The following is an 18,231-nucleotide window of genomic DNA, read 5'->3' as shown; positions in this document are numbered from 1 at the left end:
AATTAGTTATCCTGACTAGGTGAAGTGGTGCTGTTAGCGGGTGCAGTATTTGTATTTGACGCAGCACTTGTATTAAGTGCACTTCCGGTATTAAGTGCACTACCCGTATTGACAGCAGTAGCGGGGCGCGAAAGCGGACGATCAATCAATTCGTCTTTATGCCAAAAATCGTAAAAATTAAACCACTGCAATGGTGCCTGTTTGGCAAAGTACTCTAAGCGCTGACTGTACAATTTCATTGCATCAGTTAAGCGTGCAATGCGCCCCGCCCGCGGGCCTTTTAAGCTATCGCTTAAGTGTTCAACATGTACTTTATAGCGGCCTTGTTGGCGAATGCAGAACATGGTGTATACCGGACAATTTAACAAGCTTGCAAGAATAAATGGTCCTTGCGGAAACGGCGCTTCATGACCGAGAAAGGGTAGGTAAACCACCCGACCTTGGCTGTTTGATGAGGTGCGGTCGGCTGCAATAACCACTATTTCGCCCATATCAATTTTTTGCTGTAACAGCATAGAAGTACTGGGATCAAGTTCATTAACATGAATAAGGTTCAGACTACTTTGTGGGTTCAGCTGTTGTAATACTTTGTTAAAGTTTTCGGCGTGTTGAGTCAACACCATAACGTTGACTTTCACTTTCTGCTGGTGGATTGAAATCGCACGACATAGCTCTAAATTACCTAAATGCGACACAATCAGTACGGCTCCTCGACCAGAAGCCACTTGGTTTGCCAGAATATGACGATCGTTAAAATCGACTTGATTGAGTTTGATGCGGTCGCACCAGGCATCGATCCTATCCAGAGCTGCATTACCAAAAGCAATAAAGTGATTTAAGCTGTCGCGCCACTGGGTGGGTTGATGTAAATCTGGATGATCTGGAACTTGTTGCTGCACTCGGGCTAGAAAATTCATCGACGCTTGACGAGCTGAAGCACCGGTTAGAAAAAAGTAACCAATCACCGGATACATAATCGCTCGGCATAACCAGTGGCCACCTAAGCGATAACATTCAGCCAGTAATTTTATGCCCCAATAACTGCCACGCTCTCCCATTGATGACCAATGTTGATGCGGGGTATTTTTATTCAGAATTTGTGGCAAACGAGTCAACATAGCAAAAAATAATGTAGTGTGCATCCAGCTAATGCGCACATTGTCTTGCAAGCCTTGAAAGTGGCTAATACCGTCTTCCGGGTAGATTACTTTGGTCGGAACATGAACCACCGGAGTGCCTTGCCAGTGTAGTTTGACCATGATTTCAATATCAAAGTCCATCCGTTCACCCAGTGCTTGCTGGCTTAATAACTGCTCGGTAGCCTCTAATGGATAAACCCGAAAGCCACACATAGAATCTTGAATCTCGAGACTTAAGGTTTCAATCCATACCCAGAAATGGGTGATGTAACGTCCGTATAAACGCCCTTTAGGCACCGAGTCATCATAAATGGGTTGGCCAGATATTAATGACTGTGGCTGTTGTTCTGCAGTCGATATCATTAACGGAATATCGTCTAAATTATGTTGTCCATCAGCATCAACCTGTAATACATGGCTAAAACCATCGCGGTATGCTTGGCGTAGGCCGCTGGTCACTGCCGCGCCTTTACCGCGATTAAACGGATGGTTAATGAGCGTTACCCAGCTAAACTTTTCTGCCATGGCTTGCAAAATATAACGGGTTTCATCTTGGCTACCATCATCAACCAAATAACATGGCAGATTGAATTTTGCTAAGTTAGTTAAGGTTTGTTCAATGGCAATATGATGATTGTAATTGGGGATAACCAAGGCTAGCTTCATGAGGCAATCTCATTGGCAATCGGCGCAGGAGTGACTACTGCAGGCTTAAGCGCAATACGGCCAGAGGCAAACCGTTTATCTTGATCTCGATAACTAAAGATCAGTTTTGCTTTTTGAGGTTGATGTTCAATGATCAAATCAACATAGGTATCGGGCAAAATGAGTTGCTGAAATTTAAGCACTTCTAATGTGGCCACTTGGGCTGAATAACCAAATGCCCCACAGCCAAGTTTAACCGCCCAATCCAATTGGGTGACACCTGGTAATACGGCTTGCTGAGGAAAATGGCCATCGAAAAAGGCTAAATCTGCACTGACAAATAAACGCCATTGATAGAGATTATTATCGCCTTCATGGCTAACAATATGCGGTAATTCTGACTTAATCATGACTAAATAAGGCTACAATTTCTGATTGAGTACGCTTGCCTTGGCTATTGAGTGGCAAGTGTGCAGGATAACGCCAGCGTCGTGGTAGGGTGATACGTTCAAACTGGCTCAATAAATGGTTTTTTAAGGCATTATTAACCGCTAATTTTCCTTCCGCTTTGAGTGTTTGCTGGCCTAATTCACTTAAACAGACTGCAGCACCTAGCATGGTGCGCGGTTGCTCTAAAACTGTGACGGCCGCTTCGCTGACAAAAGGATGAGTTTGCAGTAAATGTTCCACTTGCGCTAACGACAAGCGTTTTTCTTCAATTTTGACAATGCGATCAAGGCGATGCAATAAACGGAACTGGCCATCTGTTAACAATTCAATTTTGTCATCACATTTTAACCATTGAGTTGGATTGTCTAAATAAACAGACTGCAGCATCAGCGCACCATCTTGCGGGTCCATATCGACATTCACTTGGGTAAATGCTTGCCATGGTTGCATGGGTTGCTGTTGGCGTCGATATCCAATACCGCCGGTTTCAGTGCTGCCAAATATTTCAATGGGCAACTGATTAAAGCATTGTTTAACCGCTTGGGCGGCATCAAAATTTAACGGACCACCAGAGCTGAAAATTAAGCTTGGGATACGTTGTTGTTTTTGATTTTCTAGAGCATCAGGCAAGCGGGTCAATTGAGCTGGACTACTGATTAAACACAAATTTGGCATAATGGCCAAGTAGTAGCTTAAGGTTTCAGGAAAGTCGATTTGTTCACTTAAGAATGCTCGGCTCGCGGCTAAAGGCCACAAAATTTTAAACAATAAACCATAAATATGCTGATGTGAAACTGTCGATACCACTGAACAATGAGGCAAATGTTCGGCAAATGTTTGCTCAAGAATACTGACTTCGGCATCTAATTGTTGCAGTGTTTTTTTGATTGCTTTGGGCTGACCGCTACTGCCGGAGGTGAATAGTACTAATTCACCTAATAGCTTGGTTTTAGGCCAAGTTGCAGCGGGCAAACTGAGTTCTTTTTTGAGCGCGATATACTCACGCACTTCACATAATGGCGTGTCGGCAATAATGGCATCAAATTCATGGTTGAGCTCGCTCAAGGTGCCTCGTTGGGTGTTGGCAGGCAATATCACTTGTTTACCGGCTAACAAGGCTGCACATAAACCAGCGGCAAATAAATCACTGTGCTTGGCTGCAAGCAGCCAACGCTGAGCATCACTTTGAATCAGCTGAGCATGTAAGTGGGCCACTTGCGCGCAAAACAACGATCCCGTCATGATGTCATGATGGTCAAAGCTGATTAGCTGCTGCGAGGCAGGCCCTGTAGATAACCAATTGAGTAAAAGCTTATTCATGTTTTTTCAACCAAAAGCGACGATAAATCCATTCACCACTGAGCAGCAACCCCATAAACAGGTAGGCGATCAGTCCGTTGTAAAGCGTCCATATTTCAATACTTGTTGCTATGGCGGTATAGGTTGCCACAGCACCATTTACAATAAATAACCCACACCAAAGTTTAGTGACGGTTTGTAAGTAAGGTATAGCTGAGTCTGGTAAATCAGGCTCTTTTAAGCGTGCTAAGCGCTCAATCATGCTTGGACCATTAATCAGTGAGTAACTGAATAACCCCAACATGCTCAGGTTTATCACCACCGGATAAAACAGTAACCAGTCGTTACGTTGAGTAATGAAACTGGCCGCGGTCAATCCTATGCCCACCAGTATTGGCAATGTCATGGATTTTACTTGCTGCTTAGTGACCACAAACCGTAGCAATAATAACAAACACAGCAGCAAAGCGATTGTGCCAGGTGGTAAATACTGCAAACCAAAGTACACCGCAACAGGATAAGCAATAATCACCAAGGTCGTCATAATCTGCAGGATTAACCGCATTAGCTTTTTATTAAGCCTTCAATGGAATTAACGACATCATTGACTGTACGGACGGTTTTAAATGCCTCTGGCTGGATTTTTTTACCCGTCAGTTGTTGCAATTTAATCACCAAATCTACCGCATCAATGCTGTCTAAATCCAGATCTTCATACAAAGAAGCTTCAAGCGTGATATCAGCTGCTTCTATTTCAAATTCATCAATTAAAATGCCACTTAGCATCTCAAGGATTTGTTCACGATTTTGCATGCTGACTCCTAAACACGTTGAGATTCAATAAAGCTAGCTAAGCTAGCAACACTGAAAAAGTGTGCTTTAGTCGCATCAGAATTGGCTTCAATTTTGACATCAAACTCTTTCTTAATTGCCAAGCCTAATTCAAGTGCGTCGATCGAGTCTAAGCCCAGACCGTCGCCAAATAAGGCCGCATCGGTTTCGATATCATCGACAGTGACATCTTCGAGATCTAAGCAATCAATGATCAGTTGTTTTATTTGATTGTGTAAGTTCATTTTTTTGTCTTTCTTATAAGTATGGCTATCAATGTGACTTGATAGGCTGTTTAAGTGTATCAAGGTAAAACTGCTGTAAGTCGCGCGTTAGCTGTCGAGCCCTTTTGGCTTCATTACCTCGTTTAGCATCATACAGCAGGTATGACATGCTTGTGCCAATTTCTACTGACATATTGATGGTTTGCCGTGGAATTTGGTACCAAGATTGTTGCTTAGTTAAGCCTGCAACATCAGTACGTAACACCACGGGTAAAATATCGGTTTGGGTGCGCAAGGCAATATTGGCCGCGCCACGCGCAAAGGGGTTAACAATATTACCGGTTAAAGTACGGGTACCCTCGGGGAAAATAATCAAATTAGTATCGGTACGCAGCACTTGCTGGCAGTCATGTAAAAGCCAGTCTGCGCCGCGATTAGGGATATAACCTGCACTGGCGAGTACGCCGCGAATAAACGGATTACGCCATAAGCTTTGTTTTACAATACAGCCCGCATTCGGCATAAGACTAATCAATACCACCACGTCCACTAATGTCGGATGATTAGCGATGACCACTTTTCCTTTAGTTTGCTGTAGTGCCTCAATATTTTTGGTGCTCACAGCTATTACTCCAGCAAAACTGAGCATGGCAACAAATGCTTTAAACATCCAACTGACGGCTTTTTGGGCCCGAGCTACGCGCACTGTTTTCTCGCCAGGCCAAAATCGTAATAGCGGTAAAATAGTCAATGAACTCAACAAGCCGCCTAAACCAAAAGCAATATAACAACACACACCACCAACCCAGCGAGGTATATAACGTAAACCGCTGAGTTTTGGCGCTGTGGCTTTTTTTTGCACAATAGCGTCAGTATGCTGTCTTGTATGGTGTTGATTAGGCATGATGTTCAAGCGACCAATACCAATGGCACAATTTACCTTGGATATGTTTTGCACTGGCAATATGGTGTATTAACTCGCTCATGCAGATGTTGTTTTGACTGTGATGCTCGGGCGGATGATCGGACACGCTAAGGGTCATTCGCTGAGCCGAATCGTGTTGTAAAGTGGTGTCTGCAAGCTGATTTTTGGCTTGTGGGGCACTGCTATTAAATGGTGCTAGGTACAAACCTAACGCCAAAGGTAGTTCGACTTCGTGAGTAAACTCACTGTATACCGGTGGAACCGGGTCATCACCAAATACAACCAATACAGGTTGTGGCGATTGCGCTAATTGCGCGTAGGCTTCAATAAGTGCCTGAGTGAGAGTTTGTTCACCAGCGGCAATCGATGTAGACGAAGCGGTATTGTTATTAACAATACCGAAAATGCCACTGGCAGTATTGTGCACTGATTGACTAAAAGCCATTGGCGATAACGCTTGTTGTTGGGTGATATCTTTGAGTAAGCCCAAGGTGCGCGTGAGCTCTCCATGGCGAGATGAAAAAATACTGCGGCAATTATTCTCAGGTTGGCATTGGTAGGCGGCCGTGAGCATCATTTTAGTTAAGCGACTAAAGCGACGGCGTTGCATGGCAGGAATGTGAGCCAATGGCGGTGAGTCTGGCTTAGGCGCCAAATTGCCATTAGGCTGTTGCCATTGTAGCCAACTTTCAGGTGTCTGAAAGTCCGGCGACCATGCGCCCCATGATAGAAGCTCAAATTCTAAATGCACTACATTCCCTCTATAATTGCCTAGCTATCCTTATCTAATTGTTAACAATTATCATCTACATAATGACGATTCGTTAACCTTGCCAATTGTACACCGAAGTGAATGTCGATAAGAAGCCGTGTGGACGAAAAAGCCTAATAGCTGAGGGTTAATTCAACAAAGTGACTATTAAATAAAAAAGCGCGACGGTAAACGTCGCGCTGATTGCTGTTAGCTTAATAAAATAGCTTTACCGTTTGATGTAAAGCTTATTTGTTCGCAAAGCTTTGCTGCAATTTTTTGACAGCTTCTTTAATTTTTCGAGTGTTGTCTGGCCCCATACGGATCAACAACTTTTGGGCATTAGGTAATGCTTCAAGGTTAGGATCGACATATTTATAGTTAACACTGATTGACGATAACTCAATAGGGTCTTCAATAATGGGCGCGCTAGCAACCATGCTAAAAGCCTGTTGCATACGCTTATCAAAATCAATATCACTGTAACCAAGTTCAGTAAAGGCTTCGGCAAATAGTGGTTTTAACTCAGTGTAAGTCGCGACTAAATCTTTATCGCTCAAGCCTGCTATAAAATTGGCATACAAATCATATCGATGATAACCATCTGGATTAAGATATGTTTTGTTGGTTATTTCACTCACGGTAAATTGCGTGTCAGGGCCTTTTAACGGGCTAGCTTTACGCACAATATCGCCTTGGGCTAGGTTATCGACAAACACCACAAATTGGCGGGCAATGTCTTTTTTCAAGATCATCGGCGCTATTTTCATACCGTTGGCTATAGCTAATGTTTTTGCTTCAACAAAATCATCAGACTCAGCTAATGCAGGAAGTGGTTCTGCAACTACAGCTTCCGTAGCTGTCTCGGATTCGCCAGTGGGGACTACATCTGTTGTGGTAACGTTTTGCGGTTCTTCAATAGGCGTTTGCTCTATTGGCGTCTCAGGAACTGACTCTGGCAGCTCAACTGGAGTGATAACAACCGGTTCAAATTCTTCAGCGTCATCACTGGTAAAATAGAAATAACTGCTTGCGCCTAAGAGGGCTATTACCGCGATAGCGATTAATAACATGTTAGACCCTGGTTTTTCAGCGGCTTGTGGGGTAATTCGGTCTTCTTCATTAACTTGCATTTCAATTCCTTGGGGTTATTGCTAATCGATACTAATATCTTGGTGGAGTCGAAAAATTCTGCTACATCCATTCTGCAATATTCAGCAGACTTGTCTAGTGATAACTGATGATAATGAACAATATATTAAGATCTATTTAAGCTTGGACATATTGCTGTCTATCACCTATCCAGCGTTGAATGATAGCATCTACGTTTTGAGGCACTTGCTGGTAAACGTGTGATGCCAATTTTTGGGTTGGTGCAATTAAATGTTGATCACGGATAAGATCAGCGATTTTAAGATCTGCCAAACCGGTTTGCTTGGTGCCAAGCACTTCGCCTGGTCCTCTAATTTCTAAGTCTTTCTGAGCAATTACAAAGCCATCATTGCTGTTGCGCAGCACACCTAAACGTTTTGTGGCAGTTTGTGACAATGGCGCTTTATAAAGTAATACACAATGGCTCGCAACAGCACCTCGGCCGACTCGGCCTCTTAATTGGTGCAACTGTGCAAGGCCTAATCGTTCAGGGTTTTCGATTATCATTAAACTGGCATTGGGTACGTCTACACCGACTTCTATGACGGTAGTCGCGACTAATAAGTTCAACTCTCCCGCTTTAAATTGCGCCATAATCGTCTGTTTTTCAGCGCTTTTCATTCGCCCATGGATTAAGCCAATTTTGAGCTCGGGTAGTGCTATGGTGAGTTCTGCTGCGGTGTCTTCAGCTGCTTGGCATTCAAGCACCTCAGATTCTTCAATTAAGGTACATACCCAATAAGCTTGGCGATTATCATGTAAAGCTGCTTGTTTAACTCGCTCAATAACTTGCTCACGACGGGTATCGGCAATCGCAACCGTTGTGACCGGTGTACGTCCTGGAGGAAGCTCGTCAATGACAGAGGTGTCTAAATCGGCATAAGCTGTCATGGCTAAAGTTCGTGGGATAGGAGTGGCTGTCATGATTAACTGGTGTGGATGAAAACCTTGGCTGACGCCTTTTTCTCGTAACCCTAAGCGTTGATGAACACCAAAACGATGTTGTTCGTCAATAATGATTAAAGCCAGCTTGTTAAACACTACCGCCTGTTGAAATATCGCATGAGTACCAATGACCATTTGTGCTGCGCCAGAAGCGATATCTTCGAGTGATTGAACTCGCGCTTTGCCTTTTAGTTTACCAGCCAGCCAGCCGACTTTTAGCCCAAGTGGTTCAAACCAAGTAGCAAAATTAGCTGCGTGCTGTTCAGCCAATAATTCAGTAGGGGCCATCATGGCTACTTGGTAACCGTTTTCAATTGCTTGTAATGCCGCCAGTGCCGCCACCAAGGTTTTACCTGAACCTACGTCGCCTTGAACTAAACGCATCATGGGGGTTGGATGCTGAAGATCTTGGTTGATTTCGGCGACAACTCTTTGTTGTGCTCCCGTTGGCTTAAACGGCAGTTGCGCTAAAAAAGGGCTTAACAATTGTCCTGTAGCAGGCATTGGCACTGCGGCATCTTGATTACTGCGCTGGCGCAGTTGCAACATGCTCAAATTATGAGCCAGTAGTTCTTCTTGGATTAATCTTTGCTGTGCAGGGTGTTGACCTTGCTCTAATTCAAAAGGAGACACCGAGCTATGGGGACGGTGCAAAATATGCAGCGCATCACGCAGGCTAATATTGTTTGGTTGTAATGCACTGGGAAGTAACTCGGGTAATCCACCTTGGTCTAACATTGCCAAGGCTTGCTCGGTCAATTTTATCCAACTGGCTTGTTTTACCCCTTCAGTTGTCGGGTAAATAGGCGTCAGCGTGTCGCTTAATGTGACGGATTCACCAGGATGAATAATTTGATATTCCGGGTGAACAATTTCTTTATGATGATTGCCGCGGCGTATTTCACCGTAAGCCCGAATGCTGGCTCCATTTTCCATGGCGTTACGTTGTGCCATAGAAAAATTAAAAAATCGCAGGCTCATCATTCCGCTGTGATCGTGCACATTACACACTAACATGCGCCGCCGACCTTGCATGATTTGAGTCGACTGAATTTCTGCTTCGATGGTGCCATAACTGCCAGGAGGTAATGCGGCAATAGGATGGATTTGCGTACGGTCTTCATAACGCAGCGGTAAATGAAACAGTACGTCTTGTACTGTTTTAATACCTAACTTAGCCAGTTTTTCCGCAACCTTTTTAGCAACGCCTTTAAGGTCGGTGATCGGAACAAGATCCAGTGGTAGCAAATTGTGCTCACCTAAATTGATTGTCAAAGATGTAAAAACCATAGTGATTTCAAGCTATCAATCTCAAATCACTGTAATTATATACAGATGTTTAAGGTATCTTAGCAGACTTTGAATACAAGGCAATATTAAGCCACTAATTACAACCAACCCTTTTGCTTGGCTATTCTGGCTGCATCAATTCGGTTACTGGCATTGAGTTTACTAATGGCTTCTGACAAATAGTTTCGTACTGTGCCTTCTGCAATAAACAACTGACTGGCAATATCGCTAGTTGATAAGCCTTCGCTTGCTAGGCGCAATGCACGTCTTTCTTTGTCGTTGAGAGGATCTATTTCACCAATAGCGGTGAACGCTAATTCTGGATCGATAACTCGTTTACCCGCCATCACTTGTTTAATCGCATTAATTAAGTCTTCAGACGGTGCGTCTTTTAATAAAAAACCACCGACACCGTATTCTAATGCTCGTTTGATATAACCGGCTCGGCCAAAGGTGGTCAAAATAATCACTTTGGTCTGGCTGCGCTGTTGTTGTAACCATTGGCTCAGCTCTAAACCTGATTTACCCGGCATTTCAATGTCGGTAAGTAACAGGTCAAATGAATCTGTTTTAAGTTGTTGCATCGCTTTATCGCCGTCTTCGACTTCGACAATCTCTATTTCATTTAGGCTATCACACGCTAATGTGAGCAACGCGGCGAGGGCGCCTCTTACCATAGCTTGATCTTCGGCTAATAGAATTTTCATCTAACGGACTCACTTAGTGGCAATTTGATACTCACTTTATAATGGGGAATCAATTGATAGTCGATTGTGCCATGTAACAAGGTTATTCGCTCTTGAATGCCTGTTAATCCGTTGCCTTTGGTGATGGTTTTAACCGGCACATTCTCGATAAAGTTGAGTTTGAGCCAGTCTTGACTTGTTTCAATACACAAGGTGCAATGTGTCGCTTGGCTGTGTTTTATGGTGTTATTAATCAACTCAGTTAGCAGCAAGCTGATTTGCGATTCCATGAGTTCACTGAGTTTAGGGAATGTGCCTTCTATGCTGACAGCAATAGCGTTATCTCTTAACGTATTGGCTAAGGTGTTTAACATTTGGGTTAACCCTTGATGTTTATAGCCCGATACCGTGTGGCGAATTTGGCTTAAACAGTCTCGAGTTATCACGCTCACTTGATGAATTTGCTGTTGCGCTTGGTCGATTTTACCTGAGGCAATGAGCTTGTCTGCCAGTTCAGCTTTTAAGGCGATTGCGGCTAAGTGATGTCCCATAACATCATGTAAATCGCGACCAATACGCTCGCGCTCTAATGCGGTGGCTAAATTGGCGACTTCATCTTTTGATTGTTGTTGCTGGCGTTTTATTCGTTGGCGATTTTGTTCAATCACACCAAACACTCCCACCCCTAAACAAATTCCCATACCATAAAAAGTAAAAAAGTAGCCTGAGTAACCCATGCTAATATCGATGACTAAAAGCAAAATGCTCAGTCCGATAAAACTCAATATTGCAGTGCGAAGCGAGTAGAAAAAACCAATAAAAAAACAGCAAAAGCTGAATAGTGATATTGCACCACTGGTGACGAATGACGACGCTATGGCTGACAGAAACATTAACCCAATGGGTTTGAGAGCTTGCTCTTTGCTACTGTTATAAGCCCAGAAATAACCAATAATAAAGGGCACTAATAATCCGATCGCGATCGAAATCTTTAACCATTGACCGGCCATAAAATACAAGGGAATAAAATAAAAACCTAAGTTTATGAGGTAAACCCAAGCGGTTCTTTGCTCGTAACTTTTTTCATTATCAGATGATAAACAAGATGTCATTGTGCCTCCTAGCGCAGTTAATCATAGAGTAACTGCGCGCTAACTAAAACCTATGCGAGTAATAATAAACTGGTCGATTACTGCTTTACTGTTTGTTGGTTTAACAGATATGTTGCCCAACCATATTGAGGGTCAACCTCAATGGCGGTTTGCCAATCTTGTAAAGCCCCTTTTAAGTCGCCTTGTTCTTGTTTCGCTAGTCCGCGCCAAGTATAGGCTTCTGCATGTCCCCAACAGATTTCGTTACAAGGCTGCTCAAATTGACTAATTGCTTGGGTTGCTAATGTTTGCGACTTGTCGAGGCCGCCACCAAATAGGCTTGGGGTATAAAATGCATTAATTGCTCGCACTAAGCTGACTCGCGGATTATTAGGTTCGAGATCGTTTGCTTGTTGCAGTAATTGCGCCGTTTTCATTCCTAATACGGTACCTTTACTATTATCAAACGAGATTTGCATTCCGTATACCGCAGCAAGTAGAGCTTGCTGGTCTGCAGATGGACCTTGGACTAAAAGGGATTCTAGTGTGTGCTGGGCATTGTTTAATGAATCTGTAGCGAGTTGACGTTGGCCGATGATGTTGGCTGTAATGGCTAGGCGATAATCAGCATAGGCTTTTTCATAATCAATAGCCTGTTCACTGTATTGACTAAGTTCAGTGATGTTCATTGTGTTGGCTGCAGCATCAATATCGCTAATGTTAGCAAAGCTAGTGTGGCTGACTAAGGTTAAGCTGGTGATCAGTAGTAAAGTTTTCATGGCTATCTCCATTTACGTTTTCCCCAATCAATATGTTGTTGGGATAGGTGTAGTATGGCGATAGACGGAGGATATTCTTAGACACAAAGGTCATCAATTGAAGATGACAAATGTCATTTATTTTCAGCAGCACATCTTAAATGTGAGTGCAGTTTCAGAACTTGTTAATAAAAGACCGAATCAATATTCGGCCTTAGTATGAGTAATATTGTCGTTAACTTAAACCACTTGCATCACCAAGTAACTGGTGTAGCCAAGGTAACCAGCTAACAGAACACTACCTTCACGACGACCAATACGTAAGCCACTCCAAGCAAACGGTAATACCATGAACGCGAAGATCAACATGGCGATAAAATCGATTTCGTTAAATCCGGCTGCGGAAACAGGGTGGATTAATGCTGTTGCGCCTAAAATACCGAGTACGTTGAAAATATTTGAACCTACAACGTTACCGATGGCAATGTCGCTTTGCCCTTTAAGAGCTGCCATCACCGAGGTGACAAGCTCTGGCATACTGGTGCCAATAGCCACAATGGTTAAGCCGATAATGACTTCGCTAATGCCAAACTGTTTGGCTAAATCGACTGCACCATCAACAAATAATATGCCACCACCAACTAACATCGCGATACCTGCAATAATTAATGCGATGGATAAGCCAGGGTGCTGCGGGCTGGCATCAACATCCAGGTCTTCTGGATTATTTTTGGCACTGACATAACTAAAAACTAAATAGCCAACAAGCGCGCTGAATAAAATGGCACCGTCGATAAAGCTCACTTCACCATCAAGCAGCAAAAACCACATTAATACCGAAGCAGCAATCATTATAGGGATGTCGCGTTTCACCATTTGAGATTGCACTGTAATAGGGCGAATAAGAGCGGTGATAGCTAGAATTAAACCAATGTTGACAATGTTGGAGCCGACGACATTACCTAAGGCTATACCTGGATTGCCTGCTAATGCTGATTTAACGCTAACGGCTAATTCAGGGGCGCTGGTACCAAATGCCACAATGGTTAAGCCAATAATAAGTGGGGCAATGCCCAATCGCAGCGCTACGGCACTGGCTCCGCGCACAAGTGCTTCAGCGCCAATGGTTAAAATAATAAAACCGCCGATAATGGATAACGCAATGAACATTCGAGTTTCTGCCTAATAAATGGTGTACAACGATATTGTTAACGCTGCATAGTTAATGGCGGGTATATTGACAGAATATGTCAAAAAAATACACGCATATTGCGTGTATTTTTTGAAGATAGATAATCGTTAGCTGATTATTACAACTCGTCTTCCCAACGTACTTTGGCGCCGCGAACACCGTCTACTTTGGCGGTAAAAGCTTTTTCCAGTACATGACGTTTAATTTTTAACGTCGGAGTTAACACATCATTCTCAATGGTCCACTCATCATTGACGACGATGATGGCATCAACATGTTCGTGTGACTCTAAATGTGGATTAACACCATCGAGAGTCTCTTTTAATGATGTTCTTACTTCTTCGCGTGGCTGAAGTTTTGAACCTTCTGAAAGCTGCACTAACGCGATGGGATGTGGTAAACCTGAACCGATAACACAAATTAAATCTACATGAGTGTCTTGAGCCAATTTACGTTCAATCGGCACTGGAGCCACATACTTACCTTTTGAGGTTTTGAAGTTGTCTTTAACGCGTCCGGTAATGTCGATGTAACCGTCTGCGTCAATTTCGCACAAATCGCCAGTGTGGAAAAAACCATCTTCAGTAAATGCCGCTGCTGTGGCTTCGTCTTGTAAGTAATAGCCGCTCATCAAGCCAGGGCTTTTAACTAATAATTCGCCTGCTTCAGTTTGACGGACTAAGCATCCTTCAACTGGACGGCCAACTGTGCCTATCTTCTTGGCATTGAATGGGTAATTGATTATCGAGTAAGCACAGTTTTCGGTCATGCCCCATGCTTCACAAATATCAATGCCAATGTTGTTATACCATTCAATCAAAGATGGTGGGATTGGTGCAGAGCCAGAACCGTTTAAGCGAGATTGATCGAGTCCTAAACCGCTCTTAATTTTACGTTTAACAATAGTGCTAATAATAGGTAACTTGAGTAAGGTTTTGAGTTTTTTCTCACCAATTTTGTTGATGATATTTAATTGGAATACTGTCCATAAACGCGGTACCGAGAAAAACACCGTTGGACGACAGCGTTGAATATCATCAACAAATGAATCGAGGCTTTCCACAAAAGAAACCGTTGCCCCAGAGTAAAATGACGAACCTTCAATGGCCACACGTTCGGTAATGTGTGCCAGAGGTAAGTAAGATAGTAGCCGGTCAGTAGTGTTAGTTTGTAAATCACGAACAACCGCTTCACACGCCCAACCATAGCTGGTAAAGGTTTGAATCGCGCCTTTGGGTTTGCCAGTTGAACCCGAGGTGTAAATCAGGGTCATGACTTGATCTGCAGTTGGGAACTGCTCATCAACAAGCGGTTGTCCTAACTTCAATAGCTGTTCCCAATGGTATTGAGCCGGCATTGTTTCATATGGCATGGCTAAACGGAGAATTTCACCGCCAACCGCGGCTTCTTGTTCAGCCCAGTGATCGAGCTTACCGGTAAAGATAGCTTTAGCACCACTATGTTCAAGCACATAACGAATGGTTTCGGCATTCGCAGTTGGATAAACAGGCACACTAATGTAACCACCGTACATCAATGCTAAATCTACAATAAACCACTCAGCACAGTTTTTCGACAATACAGCAATTTTGTCGCCCCGCTCTAAACCCAAATGACGCAGTGAACCTGCAATTTGTTGCATCTTCTGCTGCACTTCACGCCATGTGAAATCAACATATTTACCGCCAATTGGCTGGCGAAGGTAAACTTTGTCACCTTGCGTATCTACCCAATGAGACAACATCTCAACAGGAGTTTTAATTAAATTTTCCATCGACGCTTCCATGTTCTTTATTGTTATTGTGGGTCTAATACCTATCGTATTACGTAAACTTAGTATGGCCATTTTTGTGCGCTGGCGCAAACAATTGCACAATATGTGTGCTAGGTAACACAATCAACACGTTAGCAGAATTTACTGAATAAACAATATATATTGAGCAAATACTCTACTGTGGGGAAACCATAGGCAATAAAAAAGGCGCCCTAGGCACCTTAAGAAAATATCGTACAGCTGTACTTATATTTCCATGATTCCGTCCATTTCAACCAATGATCCTTTTGGTAACTCTTTGACGCCAATGGCGGCACGAGCAGGGTAAGGTTGTTGGAAATAACGGCTCATTATTTCGTTTACAGTGGCAAAATGAGATAAATCGGTCAGGAAGATATTGAGTTTAACGATGTCACTCATTCTTCCGCCAGCAGCTTCACATACCGCGGTTAAATTTTCGAACACTTGTACGACTTGTTCTGCAAAATCATCGCTTACCATGGTCATGGTTTTTGGATCTAACGGAATTTGACCTGAAAGATAAACGGTACTACCGACTTTAACTGCTTGTGAGTAAGTGCCAATAGCTTGTGGAGCTTTGTCGGTTGCGATGATAATTTTTTCAGCCATAGTGTGTGCTCTCTTTATTGTTATCAGTGACTAGCGGTTACGCGATGTGCGTAATACTTCAGGTAAAACACGTATTCTGCGCATAACGTTTGCAAGATGAACACGATCTTTAACTGAAATACGTAAATTAATCAAATACACACGGCCATCACGTTCTTCGGTACTGAGATTGTGGATATTAGATCCAGCTGATGCGATGATAGACGTGATTTTAGCTAACGCACCCTGATGGTTTACAATTTCAACCCGTAGATTTGCTTGGTATTCTGCGCCTTCTACGTTGTCCCAGTGTACTGAAATATACTTATCAGGCTCGCCTTGATAGCCGCGAATATTGGCACAACTTTCCATGTGCACTACCAGGCCTTTGCCTGGGCTTACATGGGCGATGACAGCATCGCCAGGGATTGGGCGACAACAATTGGCGTAAGTGACCAACATACCTTCAGCACCACGAATTGGCATTTGTGGTTTTTCTTTATTGCTATCTTGCGAATCAAACTGCTCACCTACCAAGCGCTGGGCAATCACAATGCTCATGGCATTGCCTAAGCCAATATCTGCTAGCAGCGAGTCTAAAGATGTGTGTTTGGTTTCTTTGATCACTTTCTCAAGTAATTCGGCAGGAATGGTTTCAAGCTTTGTATCACCTAAGGCATGGTTTAATAAACGCTTACCTAATGCGATAGCGTTATCGCCTTTAAGACTCTTTAATACCTGACGAATTTTACCACGAGCTTTACCCGTTACGACAAAGTTTAACCATGCTGCATTAGGACGAGCACCTTTGGCGGTAATAATTTCAACTGTTTGCCCAGAAATTAATGGTTGGCTCAACGGGTATGCTTGACGATTAACGCGTGCGCCAACACAGGTATTGCCAACATCAGTATGTACTTCGTAGGCAAAATCGACGGCAGTGGCATTGACCGGTAATTCTAAGATGCGACCTTCTGGCGTAAATACGTAGATTTCTTCAGGGAATAATTCAGTTTTAACGTTTTCAACAAATTCAAATGAACTGCTTGCACTTTGCTGTAACTCAAGCAAACTTTGCATCCATTTATGAGCACGAACTTGAGAAGTGCTTTGTTGAGCCGTATCGGTATTGTTTTTATACATCCAATGCGCAGCAACACCTTTGTCGGCCATTTGATCCATTTCTTCAGTGCGAATTTGCACTTCAACAGGAACCGCATGAGGGCCAAATAATGATGTGTGTAATGATTGATAACCGTTGGCTTTGGGAATAGCGATATAATCTTTAAAACGTCCTGGTCGCGGCTTGTATAATCCGTGCATAGCGCCGAGCACGCGATAGCAGGTATCAATAGAGTCAACGATAACTCGGAACGCATAGATATCCATGACCTCTTGAAATTGCAGTTCTTTACTGCGCATTTTTCGATAAATCGAATAGAGGTTTTTTTCACGACCTTTGACTTTAGTGGGGATCCCAGCTTCTTCAAGGCGTGTTTCAATGGCTACTTCAATACTGTTAATTAATTCTTTACGATTACCACGAGCTGCTTTGACAACATCACGTATCACTCTATGTCGCATAGGGTAATAGGCTTGAAAACCTAAGTCTTCAAGTTCGATTTTGATATTGTGAATACCTAATCGGTTAGCAATTGGGGCGTAGATTTCTAGGGTTTCGCGAGCAATACGACGACGTTTATCAGGGCGAAGTGAGCCCAGTGTGCGCATGTTGTGAGTTCGGTCAGCCAACTTGATGAGGATAACTCGAATATCTTGAGTCATTGCCATCATCATTTTACGGAAATTTTCCGCTTGGGCTTCTTTTCTATCACGAAACTTGATTTTATCAAGTTTTGAAACACCTTCCACCAGTTCTGCAACCGCCACCCCAAATAACTCTGTGAGTTCTTCTTTGGTGACAGGAGTATCTTCGATGGTGTCATGAAGCAAGGCAGCCATAAGCGACTCGTGATCGAGACGCATGTCTGCCAAGATGCGGCTAACCGCAACCGGATGGGTAATGTAAGGCTCGCCACTTGTGCGCATTTGCCCTTCGTGGGCATCACGCGCAACCAAATAGGCCTGCTTGAGTAATTCTACTTGATCCGGCTCTAAATAGCTGGATGCTGACTCTTTTAGACCTTCAAACAGATACAAGTGGCGCTACTCCTTATAAAACGCGGCCTTCTGCAATGGCTGCGACAGCGGCAATTTCAGCAGCTTCACGTTCACGAACAGTTTGGCGCTCATCAGCATCTAAAGTGTTTGAGGTGACTAAACCTAATTCGATTTCACGTAAAGCGACAACCGTTGGTTTATCATTCATCTCATCAACCATAGGTTCTTTACCTTGGACGGCGATTTGGCGTGCACGACGCGCTGCAACCAGGATCATATCAAAACGGTTGCCGATTTTATTTACGGCGTCTTCTACAGTTACGCGAGCCATGTGTTGAAACTCCAGTGT

At 43.4% G+C, this 18,231-nt stretch carries 18 protein-coding genes; all 18 read right to left on the bottom strand.

What is annotated here, in order from left to right:
- Positions 1 to 2 precede the first annotated feature (2 nt).
- The 18 genes from EGC86_RS17640 to rpoZ all read right to left on the bottom strand — a co-directional run bounded on the left by EGC86_RS17640 (position 3) and on the right by rpoZ (position 18,213).
- Positions 3 to 1,805: a glycosyltransferase family 2 protein gene (locus EGC86_RS17640; RefSeq protein WP_123778408.1), complete on the bottom strand. Its 1,803-nt coding sequence runs from the start codon at positions 1,803 to 1,805 to the stop codon at positions 3 to 5.
- Positions 1,802 to 2,194, bottom strand: a complete 393-nt coding sequence (locus EGC86_RS17635) for an ApeI family dehydratase (RefSeq protein WP_123778407.1) — start codon at positions 2,192 to 2,194, stop codon at positions 1,802 to 1,804. Before EGC86_RS17635 ends, EGC86_RS17640 begins: the two co-directional genes overlap by 4 nt.
- Positions 2,187 to 3,554, bottom strand: a complete 1,368-nt coding sequence (locus EGC86_RS17630; protein ID WP_102035872.1) for an AMP-binding protein — start codon at positions 3,552 to 3,554, stop codon at positions 2,187 to 2,189. Before EGC86_RS17630 ends, EGC86_RS17635 begins: the two co-directional genes overlap by 8 nt.
- Positions 3,547 to 4,098 (bottom strand): COG4648 family protein, encoded by a 552-nt coding sequence (locus EGC86_RS17625; RefSeq protein WP_123778406.1) that lies wholly within the window; start codon positions 4,096 to 4,098, stop codon positions 3,547 to 3,549. The genes EGC86_RS17630 and EGC86_RS17625 overlap by 8 nt, the downstream gene beginning before the upstream one ends.
- Complete coding sequence (locus EGC86_RS17620) at positions 4,098 to 4,346, bottom strand: acyl carrier protein (protein WP_102035870.1); 249 nt, start codon at positions 4,344 to 4,346, stop codon at positions 4,098 to 4,100. Before EGC86_RS17620 ends, EGC86_RS17625 begins: the two co-directional genes overlap by 1 nt.
- A gap of 8 nt (positions 4,347 to 4,354) precedes the next feature.
- Complete coding sequence (locus EGC86_RS17615; protein WP_011635842.1) at positions 4,355 to 4,609, bottom strand: phosphopantetheine-binding protein; 255 nt, start codon at positions 4,607 to 4,609, stop codon at positions 4,355 to 4,357.
- A 28-nt stretch (positions 4,610 to 4,637) separates the two neighbouring features.
- On the bottom strand, positions 4,638 to 5,492 hold the full coding sequence (locus EGC86_RS17610) for a lysophospholipid acyltransferase family protein (RefSeq protein WP_123778405.1): 855 nt from the start codon (positions 5,490 to 5,492) through the stop codon (positions 4,638 to 4,640).
- Positions 5,485 to 6,264 carry a beta-ketoacyl synthase chain length factor gene (locus tag EGC86_RS17605; protein ID WP_011635844.1) on the bottom strand — a complete coding sequence of 260 codons (780 nt, stop codon included), beginning with the start codon at positions 6,262 to 6,264 and terminating at the stop codon, positions 5,485 to 5,487. The genes EGC86_RS17610 and EGC86_RS17605 overlap by 8 nt, the downstream gene beginning before the upstream one ends.
- A gap of 248 nt (positions 6,265 to 6,512) precedes the next feature.
- Positions 6,513 to 7,397: a DUF3014 domain-containing protein gene (locus EGC86_RS17600; RefSeq protein ID WP_123778404.1), complete on the bottom strand. Its 885-nt coding sequence runs from the start codon at positions 7,395 to 7,397 to the stop codon at positions 6,513 to 6,515.
- Positions 7,398 to 7,533: 136 nt separating this feature from the next.
- Entirely contained in the window at positions 7,534 to 9,651 is a 2,118-nt protein-coding gene (recG, locus tag EGC86_RS17595; protein WP_425376051.1) for an ATP-dependent DNA helicase RecG, read from the bottom strand.
- A 98-nt stretch (positions 9,652 to 9,749) separates the two neighbouring features.
- A complete protein-coding gene (locus EGC86_RS17590) occupies positions 9,750 to 10,358 on the bottom strand; it encodes a response regulator transcription factor (protein WP_011635847.1) in 609 nt (202 codons plus the stop codon).
- Positions 10,355 to 11,449, bottom strand: a complete 1,095-nt coding sequence (locus tag EGC86_RS17585) for a sensor histidine kinase (protein ID WP_123778403.1) — start codon at positions 11,447 to 11,449, stop codon at positions 10,355 to 10,357. Before EGC86_RS17585 ends, EGC86_RS17590 begins: the two co-directional genes overlap by 4 nt.
- Positions 11,450 to 11,526: 77 nt before the next feature.
- A complete protein-coding gene (locus EGC86_RS17580) occupies positions 11,527 to 12,207 on the bottom strand; it encodes a tetratricopeptide repeat protein (protein WP_165872448.1) in 681 nt (226 codons plus the stop codon).
- Positions 12,208 to 12,426: 219 nt separating this feature from the next.
- Entirely contained in the window at positions 12,427 to 13,356 is a 930-nt protein-coding gene (locus EGC86_RS17575) for a calcium/sodium antiporter (RefSeq protein ID WP_102036133.1), read from the bottom strand.
- A gap of 140 nt (positions 13,357 to 13,496) precedes the next feature.
- Complete coding sequence (locus EGC86_RS17570) at positions 13,497 to 15,152, bottom strand: AMP-binding protein (RefSeq protein ID WP_123778401.1); 1,656 nt, start codon at positions 15,150 to 15,152, stop codon at positions 13,497 to 13,499.
- A gap of 246 nt (positions 15,153 to 15,398) precedes the next feature.
- Positions 15,399 to 15,782: a RidA family protein gene (locus EGC86_RS17565; protein WP_011635852.1), complete on the bottom strand. Its 384-nt coding sequence runs from the start codon at positions 15,780 to 15,782 to the stop codon at positions 15,399 to 15,401.
- Between the two features lie 30 nt (positions 15,783 to 15,812).
- A complete protein-coding gene (gene spoT / locus EGC86_RS17560) occupies positions 15,813 to 17,921 on the bottom strand; it encodes a bifunctional GTP diphosphokinase/guanosine-3',5'-bis pyrophosphate 3'-pyrophosphohydrolase (protein ID WP_011635853.1) in 2,109 nt (702 codons plus the stop codon).
- A 13-nt stretch (positions 17,922 to 17,934) separates the two neighbouring features.
- Positions 17,935 to 18,213 carry a DNA-directed RNA polymerase subunit omega gene (rpoZ, locus tag EGC86_RS17555; protein ID WP_011635854.1) on the bottom strand — a complete coding sequence of 93 codons (279 nt, stop codon included), beginning with the start codon at positions 18,211 to 18,213 and terminating at the stop codon, positions 17,935 to 17,937.
- Positions 18,214 to 18,231 lie beyond the last annotated feature (18 nt).

It is taken from the genome of Shewanella frigidimarina (assembly GCF_003797125.1).
GTDB lineage: Bacteria > Pseudomonadota > Gammaproteobacteria > Enterobacterales > Shewanellaceae > Shewanella > Shewanella frigidimarina.
This window is presented reverse-complemented; position numbering and strand designations above follow the sequence as displayed.

Coding starts and splice junctions, on each gene's coding strand:
- EGC86_RS17640 (WP_123778408.1), bottom strand. CDS start 1,805: ATGAAGCTAGCCTTGGTTATCCCCAATTACAATCATCATATTGCCATT.
- EGC86_RS17635 (WP_123778407.1), bottom strand. CDS start 2,194: ATGATTAAGTCAGAATTACCGCATATTGTTAGCCATGAAGGCGATAAT.
- EGC86_RS17630 (WP_102035872.1), bottom strand. CDS start 3,554: ATGAATAAGCTTTTACTCAATTGGTTATCTACAGGGCCTGCCTCGCAG.
- EGC86_RS17625 (WP_123778406.1), bottom strand. CDS start 4,098: ATGCGGTTAATCCTGCAGATTATGACGACCTTGGTGATTATTGCTTAT.
- EGC86_RS17620 (WP_102035870.1), bottom strand. CDS start 4,346: ATGCAAAATCGTGAACAAATCCTTGAGATGCTAAGTGGCATTTTAATT.
- EGC86_RS17615 (WP_011635842.1), bottom strand. CDS start 4,609: ATGAACTTACACAATCAAATAAAACAACTGATCATTGATTGCTTAGAT.
- EGC86_RS17610 (WP_123778405.1), bottom strand. CDS start 5,492: ATGCCTAATCAACACCATACAAGACAGCATACTGACGCTATTGTGCAA.
- EGC86_RS17600 (WP_123778404.1), bottom strand. CDS start 7,397: ATGCAAGTTAATGAAGAAGACCGAATTACCCCACAAGCCGCTGAAAAA.
- recG (WP_425376051.1), bottom strand. CDS start 9,651: ATGGTTTTTACATCTTTGACAATCAATTTAGGTGAGCACAATTTGCTA.
- EGC86_RS17590 (WP_011635847.1), bottom strand. CDS start 10,358: ATGAAAATTCTATTAGCCGAAGATCAAGCTATGGTAAGAGGCGCCCTC.
- EGC86_RS17585 (WP_123778403.1), bottom strand. CDS start 11,449: ATGACATCTTGTTTATCATCTGATAATGAAAAAAGTTACGAGCAAAGA.
- EGC86_RS17580 (WP_165872448.1), bottom strand. CDS start 12,207: ATGAAAACTTTACTACTGATCACCAGCTTAACCTTAGTCAGCCACACT.
- EGC86_RS17575 (WP_102036133.1), bottom strand. CDS start 13,356: ATGTTCATTGCGTTATCCATTATCGGCGGTTTTATTATTTTAACCATT.
- EGC86_RS17570 (WP_123778401.1), bottom strand. CDS start 15,152: ATGGAAAATTTAATTAAAACTCCTGTTGAGATGTTGTCTCATTGGGTA.
- EGC86_RS17565 (WP_011635852.1), bottom strand. CDS start 15,782: ATGGCTGAAAAAATTATCATCGCAACCGACAAAGCTCCACAAGCTATT.
- rpoZ (WP_011635854.1), bottom strand. CDS start 18,213: ATGGCTCGCGTAACTGTAGAAGACGCCGTAAATAAAATCGGCAACCGT.